The 14,618-nt window shown below is 55.5% G+C and carries 14 protein-coding genes; 10 read left to right on the forward strand and 4 right to left on the reverse strand.

Features of this window, described 5'->3' with window-relative positions; all coding sequences use genetic code 11:
- Positions 1-6 precede the first annotated feature (6 nt).
- The 3 genes from kdpB to kdpF are packed head-to-tail and all read right to left on the reverse strand — an operon-like array spanning position 7 to position 3,842.
- Positions 7-2,055: a potassium-transporting ATPase subunit KdpB gene (kdpB, locus tag HV340_RS06205; protein WP_063925296.1), complete on the reverse strand. Its 2,049-nt coding sequence runs from the start codon at positions 2,053-2,055 to the stop codon at positions 7-9.
- Between the two features lie 18 nt (positions 2,056-2,073).
- Positions 2,074-3,753, reverse strand: coding sequence for a potassium-transporting ATPase subunit KdpA (kdpA, locus tag HV340_RS06210; protein WP_020884973.1), 1,680 nt, complete (start codon positions 3,751-3,753; stop codon positions 2,074-2,076).
- Entirely contained in the window at positions 3,753-3,842 is a 90-nt protein-coding gene (kdpF, locus tag HV340_RS06215; RefSeq protein ID WP_015386886.1) for a K(+)-transporting ATPase subunit F, read from the reverse strand. The genes kdpA and kdpF overlap by 1 nt, the downstream gene beginning before the upstream one ends.
- Before the next feature lie 307 nt (positions 3,843-4,149).
- On the opposite strand from kdpF, the gene HV340_RS06220 reads away from it, so the two are divergent.
- From HV340_RS06220 to nei, 7 genes are all read left to right on the forward strand, one after another.
- Entirely contained in the window at positions 4,150-4,356 is a 207-nt protein-coding gene (locus tag HV340_RS06220) for a YbfA family protein (RefSeq protein WP_014883027.1), read from the forward strand.
- 412 nt (positions 4,357-4,768) lie between these two features.
- Entirely contained in the window at positions 4,769-6,181 is a 1,413-nt protein-coding gene (gene phrB / locus HV340_RS06225; protein ID WP_063925294.1) for a deoxyribodipyrimidine photo-lyase, read from the forward strand.
- Positions 6,182-6,191: 10 nt separating this feature from the next.
- On the forward strand, positions 6,192-6,935 hold the full coding sequence (locus HV340_RS06230; RefSeq protein ID WP_020884971.1) for a type 2 GTP cyclohydrolase I: 744 nt from the start codon (positions 6,192-6,194) through the stop codon (positions 6,933-6,935).
- 14 nt (positions 6,936-6,949) lie between these two features.
- Positions 6,950-7,606, forward strand: coding sequence for a 5-oxoprolinase subunit PxpB (pxpB, locus tag HV340_RS06235; protein ID WP_014169163.1), 657 nt, complete (start codon positions 6,950-6,952; stop codon positions 7,604-7,606).
- Positions 7,600-8,532 carry a 5-oxoprolinase subunit PxpC gene (gene pxpC, locus HV340_RS06240; protein WP_014169164.1) on the forward strand — a complete coding sequence of 311 codons (933 nt, stop codon included), beginning with the start codon at positions 7,600-7,602 and terminating at the stop codon, positions 8,530-8,532. The genes pxpB and pxpC overlap by 7 nt, the downstream gene beginning before the upstream one ends.
- Entirely contained in the window at positions 8,519-9,256 is a 738-nt protein-coding gene (pxpA, locus tag HV340_RS06245) for a 5-oxoprolinase subunit PxpA (RefSeq protein WP_014169165.1), read from the forward strand. The genes pxpC and pxpA overlap by 14 nt, the downstream gene beginning before the upstream one ends.
- Positions 9,257-9,277: 21 nt before the next feature.
- Positions 9,278-10,069: an endonuclease VIII gene (gene nei, locus HV340_RS06250; protein ID WP_014169166.1), complete on the forward strand. Its 792-nt coding sequence runs from the start codon at positions 9,278-9,280 to the stop codon at positions 10,067-10,069.
- Between the two features lie 100 nt (positions 10,070-10,169).
- On the opposite strand, the gene HV340_RS06255 is transcribed toward nei, so the two are convergent.
- Positions 10,170-11,453 carry a citrate synthase gene (locus HV340_RS06255; RefSeq protein ID WP_014169167.1) on the reverse strand — a complete coding sequence of 428 codons (1,284 nt, stop codon included), beginning with the start codon at positions 11,451-11,453 and terminating at the stop codon, positions 10,170-10,172.
- 641 nt (positions 11,454-12,094) lie between these two features.
- On the opposite strand from HV340_RS06255, the gene sdhC reads away from it, so the two are divergent.
- Genes sdhC through sdhA form a run of 3 tightly spaced genes read left to right on the forward strand, consistent with a single transcriptional unit; the run spans position 12,095 to position 14,606 of the window.
- Positions 12,095-12,499: a succinate dehydrogenase cytochrome b556 subunit gene (sdhC, locus tag HV340_RS06260; protein ID WP_025204654.1), complete on the forward strand. Its 405-nt coding sequence runs from the start codon at positions 12,095-12,097 to the stop codon at positions 12,497-12,499.
- Positions 12,493-12,840 carry a succinate dehydrogenase membrane anchor subunit gene (sdhD, locus tag HV340_RS06265; protein ID WP_010428702.1) on the forward strand — a complete coding sequence of 116 codons (348 nt, stop codon included), beginning with the start codon at positions 12,493-12,495 and terminating at the stop codon, positions 12,838-12,840. The genes sdhC and sdhD overlap by 7 nt, the downstream gene beginning before the upstream one ends.
- Complete coding sequence (gene sdhA, locus HV340_RS06270; RefSeq protein WP_014883036.1) at positions 12,840-14,606, forward strand: succinate dehydrogenase flavoprotein subunit; 1,767 nt, start codon at positions 12,840-12,842, stop codon at positions 14,604-14,606. Before sdhD ends, sdhA begins: the two co-directional genes overlap by 1 nt.
- The last annotated feature ends 12 nt before the right edge of the window (positions 14,607-14,618 follow it).

Genomic DNA, 14,618 nt, shown 5'->3' on the forward strand with positions numbered 1-14,618 from the left:
CACCTTTTAAACCAGCCCAAACAGCGTCAACAGCAGGTCGATAACCTTGATACCGATGAAGGGGACAATCAGCCCACCCAGCCCGTAAATCCACAGGTTGCGGCGCAGCATGGCGGCCGCGGTCAGCGGTTTATAGCTCACCCCTTTGAGCGCCAGCGGGATCAGGAAGACAATAATCAGGGCGTTAAAAATAACCGCACTGAGAATGGCTGATGCTGGCGAGTGCAGATGCATCACGTTCAGCGCATTAAGCTGCGGATAGGTGGCCGCAAACGCCGCGGGAATGATGGCAAAGTATTTTGCGACGTCGTTGGCGATACTGAACGTTGTCAGTGAACCGCGCGTCATCAGCATCTGCTTACCGATGTGCACAACTTCAATCAGCTTGGTCGGGTTCGAGTCGAGGTCGACCATGTTGCCCGCCTCTTTCGCCGCCTGGGTACCGGAGTTCATGGCCACCGCCACGTCGGCCTGCGCAAGGGCTGGGGCATCGTTGGTGCCATCACCCGTCATCGCCACCAGGCGGCCTTCCGCCTGATACTGACGAATTAACGCCAGCTTGGCTTCAGGCGTTGCCTCCGAGAGAAAATCATCCACGCCCGCTTCGGCAGCAATCGCGGCGGCGGTCAGACGGTTGTCCCCGGTGATCATCACCGTTTTGATCCCCATTTTCCGCAGCTGGGCAAAGCGCTCTTTGATCCCGCCTTTTACGATATCCTTCAGCGAAATCACCCCCAGCACATGTGCCCCTTCAGCCACCACCAGCGGCGTCGCGCCCTGACGTGCCACGCTCTCGACCAGGCTGTCCACTTCTGGTGGGAAATGACCATTATTGGCTTCAATGTGGCGACGAATTGCGTCGACGGAGCCTTTACGGATCATGCGGTCCTGAATGTTGATGCCGCTCATTCGGGTTTGTGCCGTGAAGGGAACGAAAGTCGCATGGAGACTCTGAACGTCGCGCTGGCGCAGGTTAAAGCGCTGCTTGGCGAGGATCACGATACTGCGGCCTTCCGGCGTTTCATCGGCGAGGGAAGAGAGTTGCGCCGCATCCGCCAGCGTTTTTTCATCCACGCCGGGGGCAGGTAAGAACTCTGACGCCTGGCGGTTACCGAGGGTAATTGTCCCGGTTTTATCCAGCAGCAGAACGTCCACATCCCCTGCGGCCTCGACCGCACGTCCGCTGGTCGCGATGACGTTCGCGCCCAGCATTCGGCTCATACCGGCCACGCCGATGGCCGACAGCAGCCCCCCGATGGTGGTCGGGATCAGGCAGACCAGCAGCGCCACCAGGACGGTGGTGGTGACCGCGGTACCGCCGTAAGCGGAGAATGGCCACAACGTGGCGGTTGCCAGCAAAAAGACAATCGTCAGCGCCACCAGCAGGATGGTCAGGGCAATTTCGTTTGGTGTTTTACGACGCTGCGCGCCTTCCACCATGGCAATCATACGGTCAAGGAAGGTTTCACCCGGGTTGACGCTACACTGGATCACCAGCCAGTCGGAGAGAATGCGTGTCCCGCCCGTTACGGAGGCGAAATCACCCCCGGATTCACGTATGACGGGAGCGGATTCCCCGGTGATGGCACTTTCATCTACCGACGCGCCGCCTTCGATGACTTCACCGTCGCAGGGGATAATGTCCCCGGCTTCGACCAGCACCACGTCACCTTTACGCAGTTCATCTGCCGGGACATGGTCCATCTGGGCACCGTATTTCGGTTCGCGTAATTTGCGCGCAAAAGCGGTCTTTTTCACCCCTTTGAGGCTATTGGCCTGCGCTTTGCTGCGGCCTTCCGCCAGCGCTTCCGCAAAGTTGGCAAACAGTACAGTGAACCACAGCCACAGGCTGATAGCGCCGGTGAACATCGCATTCCCCTGCAGATGACCCGTTCCCATAGCAATCGCCAGCGCGGTGGTGAGTAAACTCCCTATCCAGACGATAAACATCACCGGGTTGTGCCACTGCACGCGCGGGCTCAACTTTTTCACCGCATCCATGAGGGCCTGTCGAACTAACGACGGTTCGAACAGGGCCATTTGTTTACGACTCATGACAAATTCTCCGCAAAATCAGCGTAAAGAGAGGTATTCCGCGACCGGGCCTAACGCGAGGGCGGGGATAAAGGTCAGGGCGCCGACCAGCAGCACGGTACCGGCCAGCAGTCCGATAAACAGCGCGCCGTGGGTCGGCAACGTCCCGCTGGTGGTCGGTTGAATTTTTTTGCTCACCAGCGACCCGGCAATCGCCAGCACCGGCACAATGACCCCGAAACGGCCCACGAACATGCAGAACGCCAGCAGACAGTTCCAGAACGGTGAGTTAGCGCTTAAGCCTGCGAAGGCACTACCGTTATTGTTAGAAGCAGAAGAGACGGCATAAAGCACTTCGCTAAAGCCGTGGATGCCAGGGTTGAAGATGCCGCTGCGTCCGGCCTCCGTCATCAGTGCCAGTGCGGTACCAGCCAGCACGAGGGCGGGAGTGACCAGAATCGCCAGCGCGGTTAACTTCATCTCACGGACATCGATTTTTTTGCCCAGATATTCCGGGGTGCGACCAATCATCAGACCCGCAATGAACACCGCCAGCAGAACAAACAGCAGCATGCCGTAAAGACCCGAGCCTACGCCGCCGAATACCACTTCACCGATCTGCATCAGCCACATCGGGATCATGCCGCCCAGTGCCGTGAAGGAGTCGTGCATAGCATTGACCGCCCCGCAGGATGCCGCCGTCGTGACCACGGCATAAAGGCTGCTGGCGAGAATGCCAAAGCGGCTCTCTTTCCCTTCCATATTCATGGTGCCGTCAGCGCCCAGCGTCAGGAAATGCGGGTTACCTTGCCATTCGGCCCACATCACCAGCGCAACACAGACGACAAAGATGAGCGACATGGTCCAGAGCAGGGTGCGACCCTGACGACGATCGTTCACTACATCGCCAAAAGCAAAGCACAGCGCTGCGGGGATCAGGAAGATCGCCAGCATTTGCACAGCGTTGGTCAGTGCCGTTGGGTTTTCAAACGGATGCGATGAGTTGGCATTGAAGAAACCGCCACCATTCGTACCGAGCATCTTAATGGCTTCCTGTGAGGCCACAGGCCCCATCGGCAGAAGCTGTTTTGCCCCTTCAAGCGAGGTATAAGGGGCGTAAGGCAGCAGGTTTTGCAGCGTACCTTGCTGAATAAAGAACAGCGCGATGAGCAGAGCAATTGGAAGTAAGACCCACAGAGTAATGCGCGTGAGATCAACCCAGGCATTGCCCAGCGTACCCATATTCTGACGTGCAAACGCACGCGTCAGCGCGAAGACAACCGCGATGCCGCTGGCTGCTGAGAGGAAATTTTGTACGGTTAATCCCACCATCTGGCTGAAGTAGCTCAGCGTGGTTTCGCCGGCGTAGGATTGCCAGTTGGTATTGGTGACAAAGCTGACGGCCGTATTCAGCGCAAGATGCCAGGACAGGCCCGGTAACTGTTGCGGGTTCAGCGGCAGGCTACCCTGCAACATCAGCATAACAAAGAGCGCGACCAGCCCAACAATATTCAGCAACAGAATAGCGACCAGATACTGACGCCAGTTCATCTCCTGATCGCGTATTCCCAGTACGCGCCAGATCCCTTTTTCGATACTTCCCGTACCCGGTAAGGACACGTTGTTGATCAGCCGCGCGAGCCCCGTTCCCAGCGGTCTGGCAAGCACCAATAAGACCAGTAAAAAGCTGGCTATAAGTAAAAACGCCTGAGCAGCCATCAGAAGGCCTCCGCATTAATCAGGGCGTAGACCAGATAACCCAATAACAGGAACACCAGCACGATGCCGGTAATCAGACCTGCACTCACAATCCACCTCCGAGTGACATTTGTATTTGTGTTAACGGTAGGATTTATGGCGCAAAGATTTCGCAAAAATCGGCAGGGTGGGTGTAAAAAAAGTATAAAAATGGAAAAGGCACAATTTAACTATTGGTAAGTAAATCGTTAACTTTTTTGTAACTTACTTACGGCGGAAATGTAAATATTCACTAAATGGATGAAAATAACTGGTCTGATGAGTAGTAAAATTACAAACAAAGCGGTATTATTTTAGCCAGATCACAGATTTCAAATTTTCCGGAGCATGTTTCCGGCCAACTATAGGGGAGAAAAGATGGATCTTTATAAAGCGTATCCGGCTCATATCGTTTTCATGCGTCGCACTTTCGCCGTAGTGGCTGGCGTGCTGGCCCTGCCGGTGATGCTCTTCTGGAAAGACCGCGCACGTTTTTATAGCTATTTGCACCGCGTCTGGGCCAAAACCAGCGAGAAGCCGGTGTGGATGGATCAGGCCGAGAAAGCGACCTGCGATTTTTACTGATACGAAGACGACACACAGCAATAAAAAAACCGCCTACAGCAATGTGGCGGTATTTTTTATCCCTCAGGATCCGCGGTCCGTTGGGCCGTTTTTGGGCTATCGTCAGAGCGTGTGTCCACCGACTTATCACCAGTGGTGAACGGTGGAGCGGTTAGCAGCAGGGACCGCATGATGAAACGCTCTTTTTGCATTGCGTTCATTGTCACCAGCGTACTCGTGGTAAGACGTGATGAACCGACAGTGTCTATTGCTTTTACCATGATGGCGCAGGACACGTAGCGTTAAGGCCGCCCCGGGCGGCCTTTTTTATTTCATCGCGTCTACACTTCATGGCAAAGTAGATAAAAGCCAGCCGCATTTTCTCTTTAGTGGCATGGCCTTACGGACATAATGGATAATTGCCAGGAGTTTTATGCCCACCCATCTGGTTTGGTTTCGCGCGGACCTGCGCGTACATGACAATCTCGCCCTTGCGGCTGCCTGCCGCTCCCCGGAAGCCCGCGTGCTGGCAGTGTTTATCGCCACCCCCGGGCAGTGGCAGCAGCATGCTATGGCACCACGCCAGGCGGCTTACCTCAGCTCACATCTGAATGGCTTGCAGTGTTCGCTTGCCGAAAAAGGGATCCCGCTCATTTATAAAGAGGTCAGTGACTTCTCCGCGCAATGCCAGGCTGTGAAGGCAATCTGTGAGCAGTACGATGTCACCCACCTTTTTTACAACTATCAGTACGAATTCAATGAACGTCAGCGGGATCGTCAGCTGGAGAAAATCCTGCAGGATGTAGAGTGTCAGGGTTTTGATGACAGCGTCATGCTGCCGCCGGGCAGTGTCATGACCGGCAACCACGAGATGTATAAAGTCTTTACGCCGTTTAAAAATGCCTTCATTAAAAGACTGAAGGAGGCACTGCCGGAATGCGTGGCTGCACCTACCGTGAGGGGAGACGCCATAACGGAGATACCCGAGCGGGAGTTTGACTATCCGCAACAGGCGTTTGATGAGACTCTGTTCCCGGCTACCGAAAAAAACGCTATCGCGAAGCTGCGCCAGTTTTGTAAAGCGGGCGCAGGCGATTACGACGCGCGCAGGGATTTTCCCGCGACAGAGGGCACCAGCCGTTTATCGGCCTGTCTGGCACTGGGTGTGCTCTCTCCGCGCCAGTGCCTGCATCGTCTTCTGGCGGAACAACCGCAGGCATTGGACGGGGGGCCCGGCTCCGTCTGGCTTAACGAACTTATCTGGCGCGAGTTTTATCGCCATTTGATGACGTATCACCCTGATTTATGTAAGCATCGTCCGTTTATACCCTGGACTGATAACGTAAACTGGCAACACAACGAGAGCCACTTACAGGCCTGGCAGAAAGGCGAAACGGGCTTCCCGATTGTTGATGCCGCGATGCGCCAGCTCAATGAAACCGGATGGATGCACAACCGGCTGCGAATGATTACCGCCAGCTTCCTGGTGAAAGATCTGCTTATCGACTGGCGTGTCGGGGAGCGGTATTTTATTTCTCAGCTGATCGATGGCGATCTGGCGGCGAATAACGGCGGCTGGCAGTGGGCGGCGTCCACCGGAACCGACGCCGCGCCCTATTTCCGTATTTTTAATCCTGCCACGCAGGGACAAAAATTTGATGCAGACGGCGAGTTTATCCGCCGCTGGTTGCCCGCGCTGAGCAGTGTCCCTGCAAAAGCGATCCACGACCCGTGGGCATGGGCGGATAAACAGGGCGTGAAGCTCGATTATCCCCGTCCGATTGTTGACCATAAACAGGCGCGTGTCGCCACGCTGGCGGCGTACGAGGCCGCCCGCAAAGCTTAAGAGAGTAATGATGAAAAACAGCGAACTGGAAAGCCTGATTAACGAAAAACTGAACAGCGCCTCCTTCAGCGATTACGGCCCGAACGGCCTCCAGGTTGAAGGACGCGAAACGGTGCAGAAAATTATCACTGGCGTGACGGCAAGCCAGGCGCTGCTGGACGAAGCCGTCCGTCAGGAAGCGGATGCCGTTATTGTCCATCACGGTTATTTCTGGAAAAACGAAGCACCGATCATTCGCGGTATGAAGCGAAACCGCCTGAAAACGCTGCTGGCAAATGATATCAACCTGTACGGTTACCATCTGCCGCTGGATGCGCACCCGGAGCTGGGCAATAACGTACAGCTCGCGCAGCTGTTGGGGATTACCGTCATGGGTGAAATTGAGCCGCTGGTGCCCTGGGGAGAGCTGGCCATGCCGGTGCCCGGCCTGGAGCTGGCCTCATGGATTGAAGCGCGTCTGGGACGCCGTCCGCTCTGGTGCGGTGACACCGGTCCGGATACGGTGAAGCGGGTTGCCTGGTGTACTGGTGGTGGTCAGGGCTTTATTGACAGCGCGGCACGCTTTGGTGTCGACGCCTTCATCACTGGAGAAGTGTCCGAGCAGACCGTCCATTCGGCGCGTGAACAAGGTCTGCATTTTTACGCGGCAGGTCACCATGCCACCGAGCGTGGCGGAATTCGCGCCCTCAGTGAATGGCTGACCGAAAATACCGATCTGGATGTCACGTTTATTGATATCCCTAACCCGGCCTGATGAGAGGTATCTGAGTGCAGCGAGCGCGTTGTTATCTTCTGGGCGAAACGGCAGTGGTTCTGGAGCTGGAACCGCCAGTGACCCTTGCCACGCAAAAGCGTATCTGGCGGCTAACGCAGCGCCTGGCCGATGTGCCGGAAGTGGTTGAAGCGATTCCGGGTATGAATAACATCACCGTGGTGCTGCGTAATCCGCATACGCTGGCGCTGGATGCTATTGAACGTTTGCAGCGCTGGTGGGAAGAGAGCGAGGCGCTGGAGCCGGATTCCCGGACAATTGAGATCCCGGTGGTGTATGGCGGCGAGCATGGACCCGATCTTGGCGTGGTGGCGGAACACTGCGGATTAACGGAAAAGCAGGTGGTTGAATTGCACGCCTGCGTTGATTACGTGGTCTGGTTCTTAGGTTTCCAGCCGGGCTTCCCCTATCTGGGGGGGCTCTCACCGCAGTTGCATACGCCGCGTCGCGCCGAACCCCGCCTGAGCGTGCCGGCGGGCACGGTGGCTATCGGGGGTGAGCAGACCGGCATTTATCCTCTGACGTCACCGGGTGGCTGGCAGCTTATCGGGCATACGTCCAGGCCGTTATTTGAACCAGGGCAGGAGGTTCCCATACTCCTCCGTCCCGGCGATACCCTGCGCTTTATCCCGCAGAAGGAGGGGGTATGTTAACGCTGATTCGCGCCGGGCTTTACACGTCCGTACAGGATGCCGGCCGCTTTGGCATGCGCCAGTCGGGCGTGAGCTACTGTGGTGCGCTGGACAGGCCTGCGCTGGAGATTGCTAATGTGCTGGTGGGCAACCCTGGCAGCACGGCGGCACTCGAAATTACGCTTGGCCAGTGTGTGATTGAATTCGGCGAGGAGACCTGGTTTGCCTTAACCGGGGCCGCCTGTGACGCCGAGCTGGATGGCAAAGCGGTCTGGACAGGCTGGCGGCTGCGGGCGAAAGCCGGGCAGCGTCTGACCCTCAAACGTCCTGTGCACGGCGTGCGAAGCTATCTTGCGGTCGCAGGAGGGATTGATGTGCCAGAGGTGCTGGGTTCATCCAGTACCGATCAGAAAGCCGGCATTGGCGGTCATGAAGGGCGCCTGCTGCGTGACGGCGATCGTCTGGCGGTTAACCCCTCAACGCGCCACTTCTCGACGGCCCAGGGGGTAAAACAGCTGTTATGGACCAACCAAATCCGTGCCTTACCGGGGCCGGAATATCAGGAGTTCGATGAAGTCGCTCAGGAGACGTTCTGGCGTTCGCCGTGGAAGATCAGCCCGCAAAGTAACCGTATGGGATACCGCCTGCAGGGGCAGCCATTGACCCGTACGACAGATCGGGAATTGCTCTCACACGGTTTATTACCTGGTGTCATTCAGGTGCCGGGTAATGGTCAGCCGATCGTGCTGATGAACGATGCGCAAACCACGGGGGGATACCCGCGTATTGCCTGCATCATTGAAGCAGATCGCTACCATCTGGCGCAAATTCCTCTCGGACAGCCGATTCATTTTGTGCAATGTTCGCTGGAGGAGGCGCTGAAGGCACGCCAGGATCAGCAGCGTTATCTGGAACAACTGGCATGGAGGCTCGATGGCAAAGATTGATTTAAACGCCGATCTGGGTGAGGGCGGAAGTGCCGATGCTGAACTGATGACGCTGGTCTCTTCGGTCAATATTGCCTGCGGGTTTCACGCGGGTGACGCGCAAACCATGCTGGACAGCGTGCGTAATGCGATTAAGCACGGCGTGGCGATAGGGGCACATCCCAGTTTTCCTGACAGGGATAATTTTGGCCGCACGGCAATGGATCTCCCTCCTGAGACGGTGTATGCCCAGACGCTTTATCAAACGGGCGCGCTGGAGGCGATTGTGCGTTCCCAGCAGGGCGTGCTGCGCCATGTGAAACCCCACGGCATGCTCTACAATCAGGCGGCCAAAGATCCGGCTCTCGCGGATGCCATTGCCCGCGCGGTGCGGGACTGCAACCCGCAGCTCATCCTGGTGGGGCTGGCGGGGAGCGAGCTTATTCGCGCGGGACAGCGGCTGGGGTTAACCACCCGTCAGGAAGTTTTTGCTGACAGAGGGTATCAGCCGGACGGCAGCCTGGTTCCCCGTTCACTGCCCGGTGCGCTTATTACCGATGAATCACAGGCGCTGGCGCAAACGCTGGCGATGGTATGTGAGGGCTCGGTAAAGGCAATTGATGGTTCAACGGCCAGAGTCCAGGCGGATACGGTGTGTTTACACGGCGATGGTGAGCATGCGCTGCAGTTTGCACGCCGCTTACGGACGGCCTTTGCGGAGCAGGGTATTCTCGTGAGTGCATGACATAACGATAAGGACAGAAAAATGCCTGAAGGCCCGGAGATCCGCCGTGCAGCGGATAGCCTCGAGGCGGCGATAAAGGGCAAACCGCTGACGGATGTCTGGTTTGCTTTTCCTCAACTGAAACCGTTTGAAGCCCAGCTGGTGGGGCAGACGGTGACGCACATTGAAACGCGCGGCAAAGCGCTGCTCACGCATTTCTCCCATAACCTGACGTTATATAGCCATAATCAGCTGTACGGCGTTTGGCGCGTGGTGAAGGCAAACGAGCAGCCGCAAACAACCCGCGTGCTGCGCGTCAGGCTCCAGACGGCAGACAACGCGGTTCTGCTCTACAGCGCATCCGATATCGAAATGTTAACGCCAGAGCAGCTGCTCACTCATCCGTTCCTGCAGCGCGTCGGGCCGGATGTGCTGGATATGAGCCTGACCCCGGGCGAGGTGAAAGCCCGTCTGGTGTCACCTCGGTTTCGTAACCGACAGTTTTCCGGATTGTTGCTCGATCAGGCGTTTCTGGCTGGATTAGGAAATTACCTGCGGGTGGAAATCCTCTGGGAGGTGGGCCTGGCGGCGCAGCATAAGGCATCGCAACTCAGTGATGAACAGCTGGAGGCGTTATCCCACGCACTGCTGGATATCCCGCGCCTGTCCTACAACACGCGTGGCGTGGTGGATGACAACAAGCACCATGGGGCATTGTTCCGCTTTAAGGTGTTTCATCGTGAAGGGAAGGCGTGTGAGCGGTGCGGCGGGTTAATTGCGAAAACCACGCTGTCATCGAGACCGTTTTACTGGTGTCCGCACTGCCAGAAGTAAAATGAAAACGGTAACCCAGGGGGTTACCGTTTTTAATGTCTTCACTCTCTCGGAGTAAGAGAGGGATGGGGTGAGGACATCAGGCCACACCCCGTTAACATCAGCGTTTGATGTCAGACTTAAAATCACGCTGCTCGTAGCCAGTATACAGCTGACGAGGACGGGCGATTTTCATGCCTTCGCTGTGCATTTCGTTCCAGTGCGCAATCCAGCCAACGGTACGTGCCATGGCGAAGATCACGGTGAACATGGAAGACGGAATGCCCATCGCTTTCAGAATAATGCCAGAGTAGAAATCGACGTTCGGGTAGAGTTTCTTCTCGATGAAGTACGGGTCGTTCAGCGCGATGTGCTCAAGCTCCATCGCCACTTCCAGCAGATCGTCTTTTGTACCCAGCTCTTTCAGCACTTCGTGGCATGTTTCACGCATAACGGTAGCGCGTGGGTCGTAGTTTTTGTACACACGGTGACCGAAGCCCATCAGACGGAAGGAGTCATTCTTGTCTTTCGCGCGACGCACGAATTCAGGAATGTGCTCAACGGAGCTGATCTCTTCCAGCATCTTCAGTGCCGCTTCGTTCGCGCCGCCGTGTGCCGGTCCCCACAGGGAGGCGATACCCGCAGCGATACAGGCGAACGGGTTCGCACCTGAAGAGCCTGCGGTACGGACGGTGGAGGTGGAGGCGTTCTGTTCGTGGTCGGCGTGCAGGATCAGAATACGGTCCATCGCACGTTCCAGAACCGGGTTCACTTCGTACTCTTCACACGGCGTGGAGAACATCATGCGCAGGAAGTTACCGGCGTAGGAGAGGTCGTTACGTGGATAAACAAACGGCTGACCGATGGAGTATTTGTAACACATCGCTGCCATGGTCGGCATTTTGGACAGCAGGCGGAACGCCGCGATATCGCGGTGACGTGGATTATTCACGTCCAGCGAGTCGTGGTAGAACGCTGCCAGCGCACCGGTAATACCGCACATCACCGCCATTGGGTGAGAATCACGACGGAAAGCATGGAACAGACGGGTAATCTGCTCATGAATCATGGTGTGACGGGTCACGGTGGTTTTGAATTCATCGTATTGTGCCTGCGTCGGTTTTTCGCCGTTCAGCAGGATGTAGCACACTTCCAGATAGTTGGATTCGGTGGCTAACTGATCGATGGGGAAGCCGCGATGGAGCAGGATACCTTCGTCACCATCAATGAAGGTGATTTTGGATTCGCAAGATGCGGTAGAGGTAAATCCAGGGTCGAAGGTGAATACACCTTTAGAACCCAGCGTACGGATATCAATAACATCCTGACCGAGCGTGCCTTTTAGCACATCCAGTTCAACAGCAGTGTCACCATTTAGGGTGAGCGTTGCCTTTGTATCAGCCATTTACGGTCTCCTTAGCGCCTTATTGCTTAAGACTGCCAATTACCGGATTTGCATTCTGCTGATTTCTCACCGTTACCAGTTTGTTATTTGGCTTACCGCTCAGCTCACGAGGAGAAACCAGGGTACAGAGCTATGGCGCCTTGCAGGTAAAAACATGAAAAATCAGTGAAACAACAGCAAATCAGTGTCTTCGCAGTCCGAATTATTCAAACCTGTATATCACTAATAACTGTCCTGATAACTTCGGTCAATACCATCACACTGTTACATAACTATTTGTCAGGTGAAAGTGAGACCTCATAACTTTTGCGCATTATATGCCTTTTCTGATGACGTTTGTAACAATATTGTTTAACATTTGTCAAATCAGATGATTAAAAATTAAAAAGATGTTGTTATCGTGACCCTGATCACTGTTCCAGAGAAAACCCGACAAACTGTATGTAGGTTAATTGTAATGATTTTGTGAACGGCCTATACTGCCGCCAGGTCTCCGGAACACCCTGCAATCCCGAGCCACCCAGCGTTGTAACGTGTCGTTTTAGCATTTGGAAGCAATGTTTTGCATGACGCGCAGTTATAGAAAAGGAACGCTGTCTGACCCGCATCGCAGTCCGGAGGAAGGAAACAATAAGAACAGCATGTGGGCGTTATTCATGATAAGAAATGTGAAAAAACAAAGACCTGTCAATCTGGATCTCAAAACGATCCGGTTCCCTGTAACAGCAATAGCGTCCATTCTGCACCGCGTTTCTGGTGTGATTACGTTTGTGGCGGTCGGCATTCTGCTGTGGTTACTGGGTACCAGCCTCTCTTCTCCTGAAGGATTCCTCCAGGCCTCTGCCATCATGAACAGCTTCTTCGTGAAATTTATCATGTGGGGCATTCTGACTGCGCTGGCGTACCACGTTGTCGTGGGCATTCGTCATATGCTGATGGACTTTGGCTACCTGGAAGAGACTTTCGAAGCCGGTAAACGCTCCGCTAATATTTCATTTGTATTGACTGTCGTGCTTTCACTTCTCGCAGGAGTTCTCGTATGGTAAGCAACGCCTCCGCATTAGGACGCAACGGCGTACATGACTTCATTCTGGTCCGTGCTACCGCCATCGTTCTCACCCTTTATATCATCTATATGATTGGTTTCTTCGCGACCAGCGGCACGCTGACGTGGGAAATCTGGAGTGGGTTCTTCGGATCTGCCTTCACCAAAGTGTTCACCCTGCTGGCTCTGTTCTCCATCCTTATTCATGCCTGGATTGGTATGTGGCAGGTGTTGACCGATTACGTTAAACCACTGGCGATTCGCCTTCCTCTGCAGCTGGTCATTGTCGTTGCACTGGTGGTTTACGTTATTTATGGATTCGTTGTGGTGTGGGGTGTGTAATGAAACTGCCAGTCAGAGAATTTGATGCTGTTGTGATTGGTGCTGGTGGCGCAGGTATGCGTGCAGCACTGCAAATTTCCCAGAGCGGCCAGACCTGTGCGCTGCTCTCTAAAGTCTTCCCGACCCGTTCCCACACTGTCTCCGCGCAGGGCGGTATTACCGTTGCGCTGGGCAATTCCCATGAAGATAACTGGGAATGGCACATGTATGACACGGTCAAAGGTTCCGACTACATCGGCGACCAGGATGCTATCGAATATATGTGTAAGACTGGCCCGGAAGCGATTCTGGAGCTGGATCACATGGGGCTGCCGTTCTCCCGTCTGGAAAATGGCACCATTTATCAGCGTCCGTTTGGCGGCCAGTCGAAAAACTTCGGCGGCGAGCAGGCGGCACGTACTGCAGCTGCGGCTGACCGTACCGGTCACGCACTGCTGCACACGCTGTATCAACAGAACCTGAAAAACCACACGACTATTTTCTCCGAGTGGTATGCGCTGGATCTGGTGAAAAACGCCGATGGCGCCGTTGTAGGTTGTACCGCGCTGTGTATTGAAACCGGTGAAGTGGTCTACTTCAAAGCGCGTGCTACCGTGCTGGCGACCGGCGGTGCAGGCCGTATTTATCAATCTACCACCAACGCCCACATCAACACCGGTGACGGCGTAGGTATGGCTATCCGCGCCGGCGTACCGGTGCAGGATATGGAAATGTGGCAGTTCCACCCAACCGGCATCGCCGGTGCCGGCGTGCTGGTAACAGAAGGCTGCCGTGGTGAAGGGGGTTACCTGCTGAACAAACACGGCGAGCGCTTCATGGAGCGTTATGCCCCGAATGCGAAAGACCTGGCGGGTCGTGACGTGGTGGCGCGTTCCATCATGATCGAAATCCGTGAAGGCCGCGGCTGTGACGGCCCATGGGGTCCACACGCGAAGCTGAAACTCGACCATCTGGGTAAAGAGGTTCTGGAATCACGTCTGCCAGGCATTCTGGAGCTGTCTCGTACCTTCGCGCACGTCGATCCAGTGAAAGAGCCTATCCCGGTAATCCCAACCTGTCACTACATGATGGGCGGTATTCCGACCAAAGTGACCGGCCAGGCGCTGACCGTGAACGAGCAGGGTGAAGACGTTGTTATCCCGGGCCTGTTTGCCGTCGGCGAAATTGCCTGCGTATCCGTACACGGTGCAAACCGTCTGGGCGGGAACTCCCTGCTTGACCTGGTGGTATTTGGTCGTGCGGTAGGTCTGCATCTGCAAGAGTCTATTGCCGAGCAGGGTGCGTTGCGTGATGCCACCGACGATGAAATTGATGCGTCGCTTGAGCGTCTGAACCGCTGGAACGGCAACCGTAATGGTGAAGATCCGGTGGAAATCCGCAAAGCGCTGCAGGAATGTATGCAGCACAACTTCTCGGTATTCCGTGAAGGGGATGCGATGGCCAAAGGTCTTGAGCAGCTGAAAGCGATCCGCGAGCGTCTGAAAAATGCCCGTCTGGACGACACGTCCAGCGAGTTCAATACCCAGCGCGTTGAGTGTCTGGAGCTGGATAACCTGATGGAAACGGCGTTCGCTACCGCGATGTCGGCAAACTTCCGTACCGAGAGCCGTGGCGCGCATAGCCGCTTCGACTTCCCGGATCGTGACGATGAAAACTGGCTGTGCCATTCCCTGTATCTGCCAGAGTCGGAATCCATGACGCGTCGTAGCGTCAATATGGAACCGAAACTGCGTCCGGCGTTCCCGCCGAAGATTCGTACTTACTAATGCGGAGACAGG

Source organism: Enterobacter sp. RHBSTW-00975 (assembly GCF_013615235.1).
GTDB lineage: Bacteria > Pseudomonadota > Gammaproteobacteria > Enterobacterales > Enterobacteriaceae > Enterobacter > Enterobacter ludwigii.